The organism is Saccharopolyspora sp. NPDC003752, from assembly GCF_053605825.1.
The window spans coordinates 75,110-94,507 of record NZ_JBSGJZ010000005.1 but is presented as its reverse complement, the minus strand read 5'-3'; the positions used below and the strand labels follow the sequence as shown (position 1 = coordinate 94,507).

1 protein-coding gene (running past one end of the window) is annotated in these 19,398 nt (G+C 68.9%); it reads right to left on the bottom strand.

What is annotated here, in order from left to right:
* A protein-coding gene (locus ACWEV3_RS08550; protein ID WP_452613266.1) for a scabin-related ADP-ribosyltransferase crosses the window boundary here: on the bottom strand, positions 1 to 19,398 show its 5' portion. The gene continues 13,380 nt to the left of window position 1, outside the view; 19,398 of the gene's 32,778 nt are visible here — the first part of the coding sequence; the start codon lies at positions 19,396 to 19,398; its stop codon lies beyond the left edge, outside the window.

The following is a 19,398-nucleotide window of genomic DNA, read 5'->3' as shown; positions in this document are numbered from 1 at the left end:
CCACTCCACCGGCCGCTTGACGTCCGTCTGCCGATGGTCGAGGTCGGCCCCGATGTCGTGCTGGTTCTCCGGAGCACGGGCCCGGGCGCCAGCCGAGGTCTCGGGCTCGTCGAGGCCGTGGTCGCTCATCGCGGCGTCCAGCTCGTGGGCCCACGTCTCGACCGGGGCGGCACCGTTGTCGATGAGGCTCACAGCCGCGAAGTCCTGTCCGGGCAACGGATCCGACTCTTCCGAGCCCGGCGCCCGCCGCAGGTTCCCGCTCTCCTCGTCCGAGAGCTCTGCATCGCTGTGCGAACGCTTGACCGGCGGAGCCGTCGGCGTTTCAGCGCCGCTCTGCGACATGAGCGTCTCGTCGGCCCCGACGTGCGACGGGTCGCCCTCCGGGGGTCGCGACCAGAGGACCTGCGTCACGGGAGGGCTGCCGATTTCCCCCCAGGTGTACTCGACGACCTCCTCGATGTCGCCGGGCGGGATCTTCTCGATGAAGGCGACCTCGCGTTCGGCCTTGAAGACGTGGACCGGAATTTCCCGTGCGCCGAACGTCTTCACGACGTCGATGCCGGGCTGCGAGGCACGCACCTTGTAGCGGTACCTGCGGTTCTTGTACGCGTAGTCCGGATTGGTCGTCGTCGCCACGAACTGCTTGCCGCCGAACGATTTGACGTGGTTCAGCAGCGAACTGCCTGCCGTCGGGTCCACGGCGGTGAAGCCATGGGTCAGCGGCGACTCCCACGAAACGTCATCGGGGTCGATGTACCGCAGGTCGTCCTCGTCCAGCCACCGGTAGACGACCCGGCCCGGTTCGGTCAGCACGAACCCGTGCTCGACGTCCTCCTCGTCCAGCAGCTGGTCCGTCTCGTCGCCGAACGGTGGCTTGGTCAGCTGGCCCGGCTGGTCCTGGTGGGCGACCCGGAGCTGTTCGGTCCAGATCTCGGCCCACTCCTCGACCGGGTCGAAATCGGTGTCGATGAAGCGTTCCACGCGGGCCCGCAGGACCGGGTTCGCGGCCAGCTTCTCCAGTTCCTCGGCGGGAAGCCCGAGCTCCTTCGAAACCTGCTCGCGCACCTCGACGAAGGTCGGCGGAAGCTCCGGCTCATCGGGCTGCTCCTCCTGCGGCGCCCGCCTCAGGTCGGCGACGTCGTCCTGGTCCTCGCCCGTGTTCTCGGGAACGTGCTGGTAATTCAGGCCGTCGAAGTCCTCGACGTCAGGCCCGCTCAGCCGGTCGTCGCGGGTGAACCGCTCCATCCGCAGCAGGTCCTTCGCGGAAGCGGTCCCCGGGGGCAGACCCAGCCGCCAGCTCGCGACGAGCGCACGCATCCCGTAGCGCTCCGGGTCCTTCAGGATGGCGAGCTTCTGCCGGAAGTCCAGCCCGTCCTGCCCCAGCTGCCCGAGGCCGCCGAACCGCCGCGCGCCGCGCGCGGAGAGGTGGTGCTCGGTCAGGTAGTCCTGGAACGCGACCAGTTCCTCGTGGCGCAGCTGCTGGAAGCCCTGTTCGCTGAAGACTTCGAGGTCCGCCAGCACCAGCCCGTACTCGGCGAGCGCGATGCGGCGATCGGGCACCGACAGCAGCGGGCGCAGCAGGTCGAGGTCGTGCACGTCGTCGTCGTGCACCGGCACGTCCCCGGGCTTCCACCAGCCCAGGTCTTCGGCTTCCTGCCTGGTGATCGTCACCGTCATGCCACCCCGCCGGTAGGCGGAGTCCTGGAACGCCCGCGGGTCGTGGGCGCGCAGCTTCGACTTGGCGGTGACGGTGTACTCGACGTCCAGGTCGAACACCAGGCGGTCCTGCGGGCCGAACTCGGTGCGGCCCTGCAGCTCGTTCGCGTTCGTCTCGTCCGTGCTGGCCCCCTCCTTCCCGGCCAGCGACGCATCCGCGTAGAAGAAGGCGGGATCCGGCGCGGTCGCCGCGCCCGCGCCCGGGGCCTGCCAGGCGAGCCGGGACTTCACGTCGGACTCGGCCTGCGACGTGATCTGACCGTGGAACCGCTCGTTGCGGGCCGTCCGGATCTCGACGCCCTTGTACCTGGGGTTGAAGACCCGCTGGTTCACCTGGGTGTCGACGTCGGTGGCGAAGGTCTTCTCCCCGAGCCGCATCCTGTGCCGGTGGCCACGCCCCATGGCCGCCGCCAGACCGCCGGCGAGCTTCAGCTGCGCCTTGGCCTCGTCGATCTCGAGCTCGAACGTCGTCACGTCCCGGACGTTCGTCCGCTCGCCGTCCAGCAATCCTCGAACGACCGCTTGGACGCCGCGGACCTTGCCGACGATCTCCGCGGCCCGCAGGTGGCCCCCCACGGTCTCTTCGAGGTTCGCGATGCCCGCCAGGGCGTCCCCGGCGTTCCGGATGCCCCTCGTCAGGCCCTTGACCTCGCGGCTGGTGCGCAGCGCGTGCTCGGCGCTCTTGATGTCCTCCAACGCCTGCTCGGCGTCCCGGATGGCCTGTCGTGCCCTGTCAACGGTTTTCTGGATGTCGCGCAGGGTCGCCTCGGCGTTCTGGATGTCCTGCAGCGCCTTCTCGACCTGCGCATGAGATTCGGCGTCCTGGATGTCCTGGATGCTCCACCCGGTGTCCAGGACGTGCTGCAGGGCCGTTCCAGCGTCCTGGACGGACTGCGCGAAAGCCTCGGCGCCCCCATCGCGTCCCAGCCGCTCCGCTGCCTCGCGGATGTTCCGCACGGCCGCCTCGACGCCCTGGACGGCCTGCGCGAATTCGTCCCGCCCCGCGACGTCCTGGACGTTCCGCAGCCCCTCCGCCGCGTTGTGGATGCTCTGCACAACGGCTGCGGCATCCTGGATGTTCTGCAGCGGAGTCTCGGCATCCCGCATACCCCGCAGCGCCTGCGCGGCGCCCCGGATGCCCGTCGTCAGGCTCTTTGCTCCCCGGTAGCTCCGCAGCGCGTTCTCGGCGTCCTTGATGCTCTGCTCGGCCGTGAGCGCGTGCTCGATGACCTGCGCGAGGCTCCGGCCGTCTCCCAGCCCCACCACACCGTCGCGGATGCCCTGCACAACCGCCTCGACGTCCTGGACGGCCTGCTTGTTCGTGTCGGCCGACCGGATGTCCCGCAGGGCCGTCTCGACGTTCCCGATGCCGCCGAGCGCCTTCCCCGCCTTGCGGATGCCGTCGAGGGCTCCCTTCAGGTCGCGGCCATCGTTGAGCAACGCCTTCGCGTTCGTGCTCATCAGCTGGTAGGACAGCCAGTTCCGCAGCTGCATCCGGCGCGGGCTGGCGGGCCCGAAGGCCCGCTTCGCCTGGCTGTCGTAGCCCAGGCCGGACTTCGGCGCGCGCGAGATCACCTTCTCCACGAACTCGAGCACGTCGCCGAGCCGCTGGTTGGTCACCAACGCCGTCTTCGCCTTGTGCAGCTGGCCGGTGACGTCCCGCTCGCCGTCGAGCCGGCGACCGGTCAGCAGCGGCTGGGTGGTGCTCGACTCGATGTCCAGCAGGGGCTTGGGCATCTGGAGCGTGGCGAAGCCCGTCTTGGTGGCGTTCTCGCCCAGCGGGATGGACCGGTGCTCGGGGTTGCGGTAGGTGCTCGAAATGCCGGCGTTGGTCACGGTGTTGAGCAGCGCCGCGTGTTCGGTGTAGGAGAACAGCTTCGCCTCGAAGACCAGGTCGACGCCGACGCGGACGTTCTGTCCCCGGTTCTCGCTCCGGTCGCCGTGCTGGTAGGAGTCGCCGGTCGCCACCTCGACCGACCGGTTCGGGAAGCCGATCGACAGCGAGGCCGCGGGGCCGGCCGGACTGGCCGCGGTGTGGTTCGTGGTGATCAGCGGGTTGAAGAGGACCCCGGCGCCGAGGCTCTTGCCCGATGCGTACTGGGATTCGTTGCCGTAGACGGCCTGGTGCTCGAAGAAGCTGCGCCCGTCCTTCAGCTCCGTGACCGTGGCGTTCTTGTCCCAGCTGTCGGGGAGCTTCGCCTCGAAGCGCAGCTCGACGTAGTGCGTGTGCCCCTTCCAGTCCTTGTACTCCTGGAAGATCGACACCCCGCCCTTGAGGATTTCGAGCTGCGTCGCGCGCATGTCGAGGGCCGACAGCTCCTGCACCGTGTTCGAGTTCAGCGCGACCCAGTGCTTGCCCTCCTGCCACGCATCCGGCACCAGCTTCTTGCGGTGCTCGGCGAAGATGTCCAGCGCCCACTGGGAAAGCGGCACATCACCGGCCGACATCTCGAACAGGCCGACGCTGGCGTCCACGGAGTTGCCGACGTCGTCCAGCGCGGGCACCGGACGTTTCGTCGTGACCGCCGCCTCGGCCTTCTCGATCACCGCGTTGGCCGCCTCCTCGGTCATCACTGCGAGGGCCCCGTCGCGCTCCAGGTAGCGCCGGGTCTCCGCGCCGCCGCCGATCTTGTAGGGGTTGAAGGCCTTCCAGTGCGACGGCCTGCCCCAGCGGTACTGCTGGGCCTCGGCCCGGTGCTGGTCCAGCTTGTCGAGCTTGACCAGCACGTACTTGACGTCCTTGCCGGTCTGGAAGGTGACCTTGCTGCTCCCCGCGATGGCCTCGCTCGAACCGCCGCTGGACTGCCAGCTCAGCGCCCCCTCCACGTCGAGCCCCAGCGCGCCGATCTGCAGGCTGCCGCCGCGGTCGAGATCCGTCGACTCGCCGTAGGACACGCTCCGGCCCAGCTTCGAGATGGCGGAGATCGAGAGGTTCCGGGGATCGACGTAGTCGACGATCCTCGGCCGGTGGAACGTGGTGCGCAGGTTCTCCTGGTGCACGCGGTCCTGCAGGTGGCCTCGCCGGGTGCCCATGGCGATCACCTGGGGGCGGAGGTGGCTCGCCATCGACGCGTTGCCGACCAGGTCCGGATCGGGCGCGACGTGGAACTTCGGCCGGCTGGTCCACGGGAGCTTGAGCAGGTACGGCGTCCACCACGCCTTGGTCTTCTCGGCCGCGTCCCGCTGCATGCCGGGCGAGTTGTCGCTGACCCGCTCGAAGTGCGCATCCCCGCCGTGGGTCAGGACCACCATGTTCTCGACCGGCACCGCCGAGCCGAGGTCCGGGGCGAAGGACTCGATGCTGATGCCTTCGGGCACGCGCACGGTGGGACCGGGCCGGAACTCCGCCGCGTTCTTCCCCATGAAGTCCGGCACCCGGTAGTCCGCCAGGGCGTGGACGGTGTGGTTGCGCAGCTCGTGCGGCTTTCCTCCGCGGGTCACCTGCACCGCGACGTCGAAGTCGAATTCCCGCCGGATCTCGATCGCCGGGCCCTTGTAGCTGACCTTGACCTCGTCGGTGGCGGTGGTGCTCGAACCGGAGGTCGTGGTCCGCGAGGCGGAGAGCTGTGCGGCGACGTTGCCGTTGAACCACGTGGCCTTGAGCGGGCCTGCCGTGAAGGTCTTGAACCGGTTCCGGATCTTCAGCGAGAGGCTGCCGTAGATCGTGTCCTTGAGCTTGTTGCCCAGGGCGATCTCCGTGCCCCGGTTGCCGGAGAGCTCGGCGTGGTCGAGGTGCTTGGCGGTCCGCACGCCCTTCGGCGTGCCGGTGACCGCCACGTCGAAGCGGTAGTCGCCGATGCTGAACTCGACCGTGTAGGCGTGCTTCTTGCCCGCCTTTCGGCGCTGCTCGTCCTCCTGCAGCTGCGAGAGGATCTTCTGCCGCTCCGCCGCGGTGAGCCGGACGCCCTTGGCCAGCTTCTTCTCGAAGTCCTGGAGCGCCTCGTCCACCGGCTTGTCGCTGCGCACCGGCAACTTCCGGCCGCCGGCCTCCACCTCGGTGTCGATCCGGTAGCGGCGGATCGCGAACTCGTTCTCCGGCTTCGCCGCGCCGTCCCGGGCCGCCGCCAGCTCCTGGCGGATCCTGGCGCGGTCGGCATCGGAGAGCTCGATGATCCGCTTGGAAACGCGGTAGTCGAGCTCGCTCAACGCCTCCGCCGCGGAATACCGGCTGTTCGCGCGGAGCTTCTCCCCGCCGATCTCGACCAGGACGTCGACGGCGTCGAAGGCGTTGCGGCCGTTCTCCGCGCGGATCTGGAAGTTCTCCTCCAGCTGTTGCCGGATGCCCGCGGCTTCCTCGTCGGTGAGCTTGACGCGCGGCCGCTTGCCGAGCTTCTCGCGGAGATGCTGCACCGCGTCGTCGGACGCCGGATCCGCGACGTACGCCGCGTTTTCATCGAACGCGAGGTCGGGCTCCCTGCCGAGCTGTTCCAGGAAGGTCTCGACCGCCGAGTCGACCGACTGATCGGACAGGTACACCTCGTAGGTGCGGCCCCGGAAGCGGACCTCGGTGGCGACCGAGGTGGTGCCGATCTTGTTCAGGTTGTCGACGAGCTTCACCGGGTCGAAGTCCGTGACGGCGTCGTCCAGCTGGTCCAGCAGCTCGTCGCGCCGCTGCGGGGTCAGCTTCCCGTCGCGGTAGTCCTGCAGGATCAGGCCGGCGGCGATGGCCCGGACTTCCTCGCCGATGCCCTCGGCGCCGTCGAAGCGGGTGAGGTCGCTCAGCGTGCTGTTCTTGGCGACCGCGGCGTAGTCCTGGACCTCGTTGGCCAGTTCGGTCTGGTCTTGCTCGAGAAGCCCAGCCTTCTGCTGCTCGGTCGGCTCGGCACCGGAAGCGGGCAGCGACGTCTCGTGCGGCAGGGTGGCCAGCGCGGCCAGCATCTTCTCCTCGAACGCCGCGACCTTCTCCTTCGGAATCAGCACGAAAGCCGCGGTTTCTCCGGCCCCGGCCACCTTCTCGCCCAGCGCCTTGCCGTCCCGGCTGATCGTCAGGTCGAAGTGCTCCGCGAAATCCACCCGGTACAGGACGTGCCTCGCCGGGGCGTGGTCCTTCTGCTTCAGGAAGTTCTTGAACTTGCCGAACAACGACGTGCCGTGGCCGGCCCCGATCTTCAGTGACGCCTGGCCACCGGTCTGGACGTCCAAGCCGTCGAAGTTGGCCACGGTGTGCAGGTAGCGCACGTCGAGACCGATCGCGGAGGCGGACGTGGAATTGCTCGCGCTGATCCTGATCTCACCGCGGCGGCGGGTGGTCCCGCCGGTCACGTCGACCTCCATCAACGGCCCGAAGCCCGTCATCCTCGGGTCGGAGGTGAACGTCGCCGCGTAGTTGTGGGCGGCCGTGGCGGTGTGGTTGCGGATCCACCGGGCCCCCTTGTCGATCGCGTCCGGCAGCTTCTCCGACACCGGCGCGGACTTGTCCCGCGGAACCGCCTGGTCCCAGGTCACCGTGGTCTTCTTGGTCACGCCCCGGACGTAGCCGTCCGACCGGCCGTCCGGCGAGAGGGTCCGCATGAAGTTCTCGGTCATCAGGTCGAGACCGTCGTACTTCGACAGCTCCTGCAGCACCGCTTCCTGGGCCTTCGCGGTCCCGACCCAGGTGATGACGTGCTCGATGTCGTTCTGCGTCGATGCCGGCATCCGCACCGGCCGGCGTCCCGGGGCCAGGCGGTGGTATTCGCCGCCCGCGACCTTGGTGCCCAGGGCCTCCTCCGGGTAGCCGAGGGTGAACCTCTCCGGCAGCTGCTGGGTCATCTCGGCCAGCTTCACGCCGTTCTCCGTGATGCTGGCGTGCATTTCGAAGCCGACCTCGAACTGGTCGGCGACCGCGCGCACGAACTCGGTCTTGTACAGCGTGCTCGACGAGGTGGCCCGGCCGGTGTTGATGGACGAGTCCCGGCCCTGCTCCAGGAACGGGAGCACGTAGACCAGGCCGGACTTGTCCGCGACCGTCCCGATCCAGCCGGCGAGCAGGTTGATCTTCGACTTGTGCGACACCGTTGCGGTGCTGCCGCTGCCCGGCCCGCTTTCGAACTGGGAACCCTGCTTCGGGCCACCTGCCGCGTCGCCGCCCGCGGCCGTCGGCCGGGTCACCGGGCCGGTTCGCGTCAGCTGCAACATGATGTGGCGGTTCACGCCGAGCCGCACCGGGAGTCCGGCGCGGAGCATCCGGAGCAGGCCGTTCTCGCCGAAGGCGCCGGCCTGCTGGCGCAGGTACACCTCCAGATTGGTGCGGTCGGATCGGCTCAACGCCTGGCCGAGCTCGTTGTTCGCCTCGTGCACGCCTAGGTCGTGCCCGGTGACCGAGTCGAGGACCGTCTTGATGAGCAGATCCCGCGCCGAGAGCCCGTCGCCGTCCGCCGAGTGGGGCTGCTGGCTGCCGACGACGAGGTCGCCGACCTTCAGCAGCTGCTCCATCGGATGGGTGGCCCCGTCGTCGGTCACCAGCCCGATCGGATAGGCCCCGCCATCGTTCAGGTCGACGACACCCGAACCCGTCTCGCTGGTGTTCGCAACACCCGAGCCGGTCTGGCCCGAGCCGGAATCGTCCAAATTGGACTCGTTCGAGCCCGACTCGCTCGGCTTCGTCCCGCTCAGGTCGTCCCCGGACGCCTGGTCCTCCTGCGCGGACTCGTCCCGCAGGTGATCGCCGACCTGCTCGACGAGCTGCGTCAGCTCCGGGCTCAGGTCCTGCGGGCCGCGAGCGGTTCCGGTCTGCGGTGGCCGGTCGAGCTGCTCGACGAGCTCGCCGAAGCGCCCCAGTTCTTCCGCACTGGCCGGACGTTCGGCCGAATCCAGCAGCGCGAGGATGTTCCCGACGACATCCGGGTGCGATTCCTGGTGCTCCGCACGAAGAAGGCTCGCGAACTCGTCGAGTTCCTGCCCCCGAGTCCCCTCGCCCGGCCGCGAAGAACCCGGCTGCGACGTGGTCGCCGACTCCGGCCCGTTCACCAGTAGGTCCTTGACCTCGTCGAGGAGCCCGAGCAGTTGGTCGTCCTCGTCCGAACGCAGCTGTGCGCGGGTGTCCGGTTCGGTCAACGTCCCGTAGTAGTGCGCGGAGCCCTCGTCCCCGGTGCGCACCAGGACGATGGACCCCGAGTCGGGAGTGGTGACGCCCTGAACCGAATGGATCGCGTTCCGCGCGGGGTCGACCACCCAGATGTTCAGGTCCTGGGTTTCGGACACCAACTGCGGGATGAGATCGCCGAGCCCGGGGCCGTAGTACCCGTCCGCGAGGACCGATCTGACCGCCTCTTCGCGGGAGAGCCGGGTGTAGTCCGCGATTTGCTGGGACCAGGTCTCGCGAAGGCGCTGGGCCACGAGCTCGCGCATCTCCGCGACCGGCATGCTGATGCGCCCGCCGCTGCTGACCCTGATCGCCTCGAAGAGGCAGTTGCCGTCCCCGGGCACGCTGATCGGCGTGTAGCCGCGCAACTCGGCCTGGTACCCGCGCAACTCGGACGGCACCTGCGTGCCGGCGGTCTGCCTCGGCGCGGGCGCATTCGTCGGCAGGTAGAGCTGGTGGACGAGTTGCTCGAAACGCTGCGCACGGCGTTGCCCTTCCGTCGCGCTCTCCAGGGTCTCCGGCGCGGAGAGCGCATTGATGACGTGCTGGACCTCGACCGATCGATCACCGAAGTCCAGGCTCAGCAGTAGTTCGGTGAACTGCTGGATGACATCGGCAGAGCCGTGCTCGGACTGCTGCTGCGGCGGCTCGCTGGTCAGGTGGTTCCGGACGCGGTCGGCGAGGTCTACCAGCTCGGGGCTCAAGCCCCGGGATTCGTTCCCGGCCGCGGGCTGCCGGAGCTGGTCGGTGAGGTCGGCGAAGCGCTGCTGCTGCGATTCGCTCAACGGCCGGGAGGCCAGGCTCAGGAGCTCGGCGAGGTCCGCGACGACCTGCGGGTGCGTCTGCCCGTGCTGTTCCCGGAGCAGGTTCTCGAACTGCTCGATCGCCTGCTGCCAATGCGCCGCGGCCGCCGACTGCGGGGATTCCTCGGTCGGCTTCTCCGGCGTGGACGAGACGTCGATCGAGCCCAGCAGGTCCAGCTCTGCCTGGAGCGCGGCTTCCCGCCCGGCCTTCTCCGCCGCCAGTTCGGCCTTGGTCCTGCGGCTCCCGGCCTGCGGGTCGATCGCCTCGGCCTTCTTCGGGTGGAGGTCGAACTGGGCCGCGTTGTAGTACTGCACCCCGGCCCGGTACGCCTTGGTGTCGTTGAGGTTCTGCTTGATCGTGACCTCGAAGTCGAATTCGACGTGCGAGGTGTAGCGGTTGCGGCGCGTGTCCGCCAGATCCTTGCTGCGCTCGTTGCCCTCGACCTTGGTGAGGTGCTGCGCGCCGCCCCTCCCGGTGTTCCGCGAGGTCGTACCGCCGCCGACCGTGGCCATGATGGGCTGCGACGCGACCGGCGCCGCGGCGGCCGTCTGGTACCCGGTGTCCGAGCTGTTCGTGACGTCTTCGGTGATCTCCTCGACGTGCTTCTGCTGCCAGGCCGGCACGTCCCAGGCCAGCAGGAACTCCGGGGCGAACAGCCGGACCTTCGTCCGCACCGAGATTTCCTGGTTGAGCGGGCCGGGCACGGTGAACTCGAAGCGGTAGCCGTCGTCGGCCAGGAAGGGCTCGGCCGTGGGGCCGTCCGGCCTCTCCTTGGGGCGCGCCACCATCGCCGGCGACAGCAAGGCCTCCAGGTTCCGGTGGTCAGGCGTGCCCTTGGCGAGCCAGTCCCGCAGCGCGGCGCCGGAATCCTGCAGCCCGGAATTGACATCCTGCCCGTCGACATGGACGGACGTCTCGACGATGACGTCCACGAGCTTGTCGACCACGTCACCGGGCAGGATCTTGGCCAGCTCGAACGACCCCGCGCGGAGCACGTCCGGGGGCAGTTCCCGCAGCAGCTGGCCCTCGTCGACGATGTCCACCAGCAGGCCCTGCTTCGTCGGACTCTTCCCCGCGGAGTGGCTGCCCACCAAGGCGTCCGGCAGTTCGAGGAGGGCCTGCCCGCGGAAGGTGGGCGGGGCGTCGCCGAGAACGAGCTTGATCTTCTCCGGGGCGGGTCGGCCGTTCTCAGCGGACTCGCTCTGCTCCACCGGCACGACGAGCTTGTCCAGCACGGCCTTGACCGCCTCGTCGAGCGCGTCGGCCTGCTTCGTCGGCGACGAGGAGGTGTCCACGATGGACTTCGCGTGGTCCACCAGGGACTTCGCACTGCCGCCCGCCTTGGCCAGGGCGGACGCGATCTTCTCGACGACGACGTCGGCCTTGACCTTCTGCGCGGCGGATCCGGCGGCATCGTCCAGGATGGTCCTGATCTGCTCCGCGACGGCCCCGGCCCGGGCCTTGGCCTTCGCCGGCGACGACTTCGGCTCCGCGGCGAAGTCGACCTCCTGCGAAGTGGGCGTCGCCTTGACGGCCACGGCCGCCAACGTCATCGGGAGCTTGACCTCGAAGATCTCGGCGGTCAGCTCGACGTCCTGGCGGAACTGCGCCGCCTCGCCGGGGCGCGAGCGCCGCTGCTCGGTGATCTGCTCCGCGACGGAGACCTCGGTGCCCTCGGTCTTGTCCACGCCGAACGTCGCGCCCGGACGCATGGTCCCCTGGGTGCCGAACGGGGCCGGCGGGCCGACGAACGCGGTCGCGGTCGTCTTCAACGACCGGTTCACCTGCTCTTCGCCGATGGTGGTGTTGCCGGAGATCTCCGAAGACCCGCCCACCGGCGGTGTCGCGTGGACCACCTGGACGGGATCGCCGACCGGCTTGGCGTTGAGCTTCAGGACGTAGTGGGTCCTGCCGTCCGGGATGGTCACGGACCAGCCGCCGTCGAGGATCTGCCGAACCGTCCCCAGGTCGCGCAGCGCATCGAGCTTCTGGACCGCGCTCGTCGCCGGCGGCGGAGTGCCCGACTCCGGGTCCCAGCCCAGCACGAGGCCCGGATTCGCCTTCGCGACCACCCGGTAGGCCCAGTCGGCCAGGTCATCGCCCTTGCGCTGCAGCAGCGGATCGATGCCCCGAGCACCGGCGGACACGTCCACGCCGCCCTCGGGGGTGAACCTGATGGCCTTGACGTCCTTGCCCAGCCCGTCACCGAGGTCGTTGAGGGCCGGCTCGGGGGCCGGGTCCTCGAAGGTGAGCGGCGTCGTCTCGAAATCATCGGGCAGCGGCAGCCCGTGCGCCTGCCGGAAGTCCTCCGGAACCGCCATGATCGCCCAGCGGGGCAGCAGTCCTTGCCGCACGCCCCGGCGCAGGCCGGCCAGCTCGGTGTTGGGCTTGCCGAACATGTGCAGCGAGTCGTCGAGGCGGTTGTGCATCAGCACGTCCACCACGTAGAGGTGGACGTCGCCCTTCAGCGCCGCCGCGGTCAGCTTGTTGACGGCGGCCGAGGTGTCGCGCTCGGTGCCCTCGGCCTGGTAGCCGTGCTCGAAGCTGAGCTCGGCGATGCCGAGTTGGGCCATCAAGGTGCCGCCGAGGGACATGCCGCTGCTCTTGCCGTGGTGCACGGCGATCTGGCCGGTGGTCGCCGGCTTCCAGGATCCCTTCGGGATGATCCCGACGTGCTCGACGATGTGGGCCCGCAGGTCGGAGCTGAAGATGCCCTCGCGCTTGATCGGCGCGCCCTGCGGCCCGTCGCTGATCCGCTGCGGTCCCAGGAACATCCCCTGGACCAGGGTTTCGTACTCCTTGCGCGAGAGCTGGGCCACGTCCTTCGAGAGGACGTCGAACGGGTTCGACGTCTTCTTCTCGTTGGACTCCTCGTGCAGCTTGACGTACTCGCCGTTGAAGATGGCCAGGGTGTCGCGCATGTAGTAGACGAGCCCGGCACCTGGCGGGATCTGCTTGCCCAGCCGGTGCCCGGGATTCTGCTCGTCGAGCAGTCCTTCACGGCTCTGCAGGTCGCGCAGTGCTTCCTGCAGCAGCGGCTCGCGCGCACCGGGGTCGAGCTTCCCGGAGAGCTCGACCAGGTTCTCGGGCACCAGGTAGCCGGCGGCGCCGTCGGCGGTCAACTTGCCGAGGTCGCCGTGCTTCACCGGCCGGAACAGCTCGGCCAGGCTGCTCGGTCGCTTCGCGTGGTACTTGGACCAGCGCTCGCCCCAGTCCCGGTGCTTCTCCTCGCGGATGTCGGCGGTGAACCTGACCGCCCGCTCGATGCGGAGGGCCTTGCCGGTCTGGTTGACCTTGTCCTCGTGACCGGCGGCTCGCAGGTTGCCGCTGTGCGCGCTGGTCTCCTGCCGGTACTTCCCGCCGACCGCGGCGCCCAGGTAGATGTTCTTCGCGAATCCGTCCCGGCCCATCCGCACCCGGCCGAGCAGGTTCAGGGCCGCGGCCCAGCCGAAGCCGTGCTTCATGCGGACGCGCTGGCTGGCCCCGGCCGAGCGGGTGCCGGTGATGACCGCCTCGTCGACCTTCTGCTCGGAGACCACGTCGCCGAGCAGGGCGCCGACGTCGACCACGAACTTCCGGTCGCCGGCGTCGATCGTCACCTGGTGGGGGCGCGACTGCGAACGATCGGTGCCGTGGGCGTAGTCGCCGAACTCCTCGACGAGCCGGCTCGGGGAGAGCTCGCTGAGCTGCAGGTCGATCGCCTGCACCTCGACCGCCGTCAGCTTCCTGCCGTCCTGTTCCAGCGCGGCGAGGATCGTCCGCCGGACCTCGTCGTGGATGTCCTCCACGCCCTTGATGTGGGTGAGGTCGGAGACCAGCCCGCCGTTGTCCAGGACGGTGCGCAGCTGGTCCGCACGTTCCCGCGACGGCTTCGGCGGTGTTTGTTCCGGGACCGGTTCGGTGCCGCGACCGAGGATCTCGTCGAGCTCGGCCACCAGGGCCGGGAGGTTCTCCTCGGTGACGTAGACGTAGGACGCGCCCCGCTCCTGGCCGACGGACTTCAGCTCGGCGCCGAGGAGCTTCTTCGCGTCGGAGGTGTTGCCGTGCTCGTGCGTCGCGAGGCTGGTGTGGTTGTTCAGTTCGAGCCGGATCTCGACGAGATCGGCCGCGTGCGACGACTTCTGCTTGCTCGCCGCCGGTTTCTTGTCGGTGGCGGTGAACTTGCCGGACTTGCCGAAGGTGATCTGCCCGTCGAGGCCCAGCTGCGCCGGGCCCCTGCTGCCGCCGAAGAGCGAGGCGAGATCGCGCAGCCACCGGAACCTGAGCCCGGCCTCGGCGGCGTCGCCGAAGACGTACTCGGCCATGCGCTCGACCGACAGCCGGTGGTCGACCCCGATCTGGGCCCTGGTCTTGCCGGTGATCGTGAAATCGACCAGCTCGCTCCGCGCGTGCCACGCCACGGAGTCGGGCCGGAGGTCGGGATTGATCGCGAACCGGGGCGGCAGCTGATCTGCCCTGACGCTCGCGTGCTTGACCTCCAGACCGTGCAGGAGCGCTTCGACCGACCCGTCCTTCATCAGCGACGAATTGGCGGTGGTGTTGATCAGCTTGAGCAGCGCGCTGTTCTGCTTGACGAACTCCGGCAGCGCGTCCACCAGCTTGTGCTGGAAACCGCGGCCGAGGTGGGAGTCCCCCACCGCCGCGATGAGGTTCGCCGCCTTCTGGGTGAGGTAAGCCGGTTCCCGGCCCACCGGCTGCACGGTCTCCGAACCGGCGGGGTCGAGGTCGCCCCGCGCCGCCTCGATCTCCGCCTTGATCTTCGCCGCTGCCAAGCCGTCGCGGAGATCGTCGGCCGGGGCGAGGAAGTCGACCTTCCCGAAGTCCGCCTTGTCGCCCGGAGCCGGGCTGTGGCCGTCGAACGCCCAGACCAGATCGAACCCGGCCTCGAACGCCTTGTTCGCCGAGGACAGCTTCACGGTCTTCACGAACGACTGGTTGAGCCGTTGACCGATCCTCTTGAAGGTCTCGTTGATCCACGTGACCTGGGGCGCCACGCTCAGGAAGCCCGAGACCATGGCGGGGACCGCGCCGATGCTGACCGAGACCTGCGTCTTGACGCCGGTCTCCCTGCTCGACTCCGTCCGCTCCGACCGCTCGACGACGTTCTTCTGCTCGGTCTTGCCCTTCCCGGTGGTCTCCAGGATGGACTCGGGCCGCACGTCGAGGTTCAGGTCCAGCAGGCGGTGGCCGGGGGTCGTCCGGCCGGTGGGGAGCACGAAGGTCATGCCCTGCGCGAGCAGCTTCAGGGCCCCGAATTCGCCGGCGTGGAGGGCGATGGCGGCCAGGTCTTCCTTCAGCCTGCCCCGCGGCGCCGCCATGGCATCGCCCTGCAGCTGCGGGATCAAACCGATGACGTGGCCGGCGAAATCTTCCACGGCCTGCTCGCGGGACACCGGCCTGGGGTCCGCGTCCGAGCGCTGTTCCCGGGGGCCGGGGACCACTCCGTTGATCTGCTGCAGCCGGTAGACGTCCGGGAACTTCCCGTCCAGGTACAGCTTGAGGGGCACATTGCCCTGGGGGTGCTTCGGCGGCTCCTCGTCGGTGGACGTGGATGCGGAGTCCGGGACATCGGATTCCGAATCGTGCTGGAGGGCCTCCAGCTCGTGCGCCTCTTCCTCGCGGATGGTCGGCAGACCGGGCTGCTCCTCGATCTTCCTGATGGCCTTGTGCAGCTCATCGCCCGGCTTCGACTCGTCCTCAGCCGCGCGACGGTTCGGCGTGGCTGGTTCCAGGTCCGTGGCGTTCGGCCCCTGCGACAGCAGCGGGGTCGGCGCGAGCATCCTCGCCGGCCTGGAGATCTCGCCGTGCGACCGCGTCGGCGCCGCGTCGTGGTCGATGTCCAGATAGCGCAGCGCCTGCTCGGGCAGGCCGACCGGGTGCTCGGAGTTCGGCTGGGCGTCCGGCTTCCGGAACTCCTTGCCCGGCGGGGTCGTCGTGGTGACGTCGGTGACCTGCCGCACCAGCCCGCTCAGCTCAGGCCGCGAGTGGAGGTAGCCCAGCGCGGCGGTCCAGACGGCATCGGGCTGCCGGTGCTTGGCGACCAGTTCGCGCACCCCGGCCAGGTTCAGGTCGCCGCCCCGGTCGTGGAGGTCGCTGACCAGCGACTCGACGACCTGCTTGGTGAGTTCGACCGACGCTTCCCAGTTCTCGTGCCCGATCGCCGACGACTCCGGGGTGGCGCCGGATCGCCGGCTTCCGAACGGGTTCGACGCCCGATCGTCCACTGTGCTCGATCGAAGCTCGGAGATCAGCAGGTGCGCCAACGCCTCGGTGGCGTAGCTGTGGCCGACGCCCTCGACCTCCGACGTGAGGACGTGCCCGTCGGGCGTCCTGGGGTCGCTCAGCGCGTGGTTGACGCCGAGCTGCTCGGCCAGCAGGCCGATCTGGAACAGGTGCCGCACCCGGAAGCCGGACCTCGTCGTCGGCGAGTCGCCCATGATGTTGGCGACGTTGCTCTGGACGCGGGACAGGCCACCATCGGCGTTGAACACCGGAGGAGCGATGTCGGTGTGCGTGTACCGGTACTCGTCCACCAGACCCACCGAGTGCAGGATCTCGTGGACGAACTTCCAGTGGACGTCGCCCTTCGTCTTCGATTCCAGAACCCAGGTCCCCTGGTCGGTGCCCCGCTTGCGCTTGTCGGCCTGCTCCTGCGTGAGCAGGTCGACCTCGCTGTGCGCCTTGGCGGGATCGTCGACGAATTCCACCTTCAGGTAGAACTGCTCGCCCGTGGGCAAGCGGTGGCCGCGGGCGTTGACGAGTTCGTTCAGCAGCTTCGTCGTCTGCTCCCGCACACCGGCTTGCCGGCCGGTGTTGCCCTTGAGGTAGATCTTGTGCTCGAACTCCATCACGGAGCGGTCCGGCGCACCGTTCTTGCCGGTCACCGTGATCCGCCGCGCGTCGTAGGCGATCTTGCCCACCACGCCCTTCTGCGAGGTGAGGTGACCGATCAGCCGCTGCTTGAGCTCGACCTGACGAGCGGCGACCTGGTCCAGCCAATCCGGCCGGGCCTTGCCGTCCGCGCCCTTGGGGAAGTTCCCGCTCTCGTCCCGAGGGAGGCCGTACTTCGGCAGCGGGTGCCGGGTGTAGGTCTTCTTGCCGCCGGGCTTGCCGTCGTGCTGGACGTCGCGGTCCGTGTGGAACACGGTCACGTGGGTCACCGAATCCCGCAGGTGCGCCCAGTCCGACGGCTTCAGCGGGTCCGCGTACGGCGCGATCCACTTGCCGTCGCGGTCGATCACCGTCGCGGTGTTGCCGACCTGCTTCTCCGTCAGCTCGTCGACGTCCGGAGCCCGGCGGTACTGGGGTTCGTTGCCGGAGTCGAGAACGGAGTGCTGGGGTTCCAGCGGGGGCGCTCCGCTGTCGTCCTTCTCGGTGTCGGTCGGCGTGGGCGTGCTGGACTGCGCCGGGTGTTGACCCCCGGCACCGTCGTCGCCCGCCTGCGGCAAGAACGGGTTCGTGCTCGACGTCTCCGCCTGCAGAACGAACGGATTCGTCTCGATCGGCCCCTTCTCCCGCAAGAAGGGGTTGGTGATCGACGGCTCGGACTGTTGCAAGAACGGGTTGGTGCTGGGCGACTCGGACTGCTGCAGGAAGGGATTGGTGCTCGACGTCTCCGTCTGCAGGAAGGGATTGGTGCTCGAAGGGTCCGCGTGCCGGAACGGGTTCGTGCTCGGCGTCTCCGACTGCTGCGAGGTCGGCGTTTCCGCGTCCTGGCCGAGGTTCGGGGTGGCGGTGTGGCCGGGCTGGTTCGTCGAGGAGTCGGTGGAGGCCGGGGCCGACTCGGTCTGCTGCGGGGTGGGCGCGCTCGGGCTCGACTGGGTCGGGCGCGGGCTCGTGTTCTGGGAGCCGGTGTTCGAGAAACCGCCCTGCGAACCGGGGTTCTGGGCGTTCGTCGCGGTGCTGGTCGACGTGGACGTCGGGCCGGTGCTCGTCGCCATCGAGCTTGGCGACGTAACGGCGCCATGCGAGAACGCGACCTGGTGGTCGCCGTTCGAGCCGCGCTCGGACAGCGGCTCCCCGGTCACCGGATCGAGCTCCGCATCCAGGTCGATCAGGTCCGGCACGTCGTCGAAGTGGGAATCGCCGTAGTCCGAACCGGCATCCGACATCCAGTCGCCGTAGTCGCCGAGCAGGGGCTGGGTCTCGATGTTCGCGGCACCCTCCAAGGTGTCCAGCGAATCGGCGCCGCCGTAGTCGACCACAGTGGACGAATCGGAGAACGTCGAGCTGCTGTCGCTGAAGCTGCTCGACTCGGTGCTGATCGCACTTCCGGGCCCGGACGAACCGCCGAAGCCGGTATCGGTCGCAGCGGTGAAGGTCGTGCCGCCGGAGTCGAAGAAGTTCTTCATCATCAGCGGGAGGGTCAGGTTGTTCTGGAGCAGCTGTTCCTTGACCTTGTCGGCGACCAGCGTTTCGCCGAGCATCTCGGCGGCACCGGAGACCGCGCCGCCGGTGAAGCTCTCCCAGCTCGGGTCCCACTCCTCACCGTTGACGGCACTGCCCGCGCCGTCGCCCAGGAAGCCCTGGAGACCGAAGATGGGCGAGCCCGCGATCGAGCCCACGATGTGCGATGCCGCGCTCTCCCGGACGTGGCCCAATCCACCGTGGATCCCGTCGGAATATCCCTTGGTCAGCGCGTTGAACGCATTCTCGCCCAGCTCTTTCCGGTAGGGATGCATCGCCGTGGCCAAGCCGAGCTCGAAGCCGCCCTGACCCGTCTTCCCGGCGTTCTTCGTCACCGCCTCGCCGAAGGCCTCCCCCGCGCTCTTGGCGCCCTCCTTGCCCAGAACACCCGTCAGGTGCTTTTCGAACGCGGTGGAAACCGCGTCCTTGAACCGGAACCCGGCACTGGCGGTCAGGGACTGGAGCACGCCCTTGCCGATTCCGTGCGACGCGCCGTTGCCGAACCCGGTCAGGAAGTGGGTGCTGAAGTTCTTCGTCGTCGCCGCCAGGTCGCCACCCAGCTTCGTGACCGACTTCGACAGGGCAGTGGCCTCGATGTCGCTCGCCGCTTTCCCGAACTGCTTCGTGATGCTGTCGGCGGCGTGGTCGCCGACGTCCAGGAGCTTCTTGCTGAACTCGGAGGTGAGGTTGAACTTGGCGAGCGCCTTGCCGAGGTACTTGGTCGCGACCTTGCCCAGCGCAGCGGCGCCCATCGAGGCCACGCCGCCGATCGAGCCGGACACCGCGGCGCCCTTGATCGCCCCGGTGGTCAGGTCCTGGTTCCAGCCGTGCTGCAGGCCCTGCTTGATGAGCTCGGACTGGATCGCGAGGTCCAGCAACCACCCGGCGACCAGCTCGAACGCCAGCGACATGATGGTGGCGACCACCAGCTGCAGCAGGAACTTCAGGGCCACCGCGGTGATCGCTTTGATGAACGGGACCTTCAGCAGCGACAGGCCGCCGGTGGAGAACGCCATGGCGATCGCGGCGGCGATCTCGATCGCCATCAGGATCATCTGGCCGATCGCCTGCGCCTTCATGTACCTGACCTGCGCAGAGGTCTCGAACAGGAAGTCGCCGAACGACTCGGCGGCCGCCGCCACCTTCTCCAGGGTGCTCAGGCCGCTCGCGTCACTGGTGATGTACTGCCTGGCGTACTGGCCGAACTCCTCGGCCGCGTCGCCCGCGAAACCCGCGTTGATGGCGGCGACGTAGTCGTTCAGGTGGCGTTGCAGCGACCGCAACGCTTCGGCCGCGGCCTTGTACTCCCCTTCGAGATCCTTGAGCTTGTCCTCATCGGCCTCCGGCCATTCCGAGCCCGTCAGCCCGGCGAAGACCTTGGCTCCCTCCGGGTCGAGGTACAGCGACAC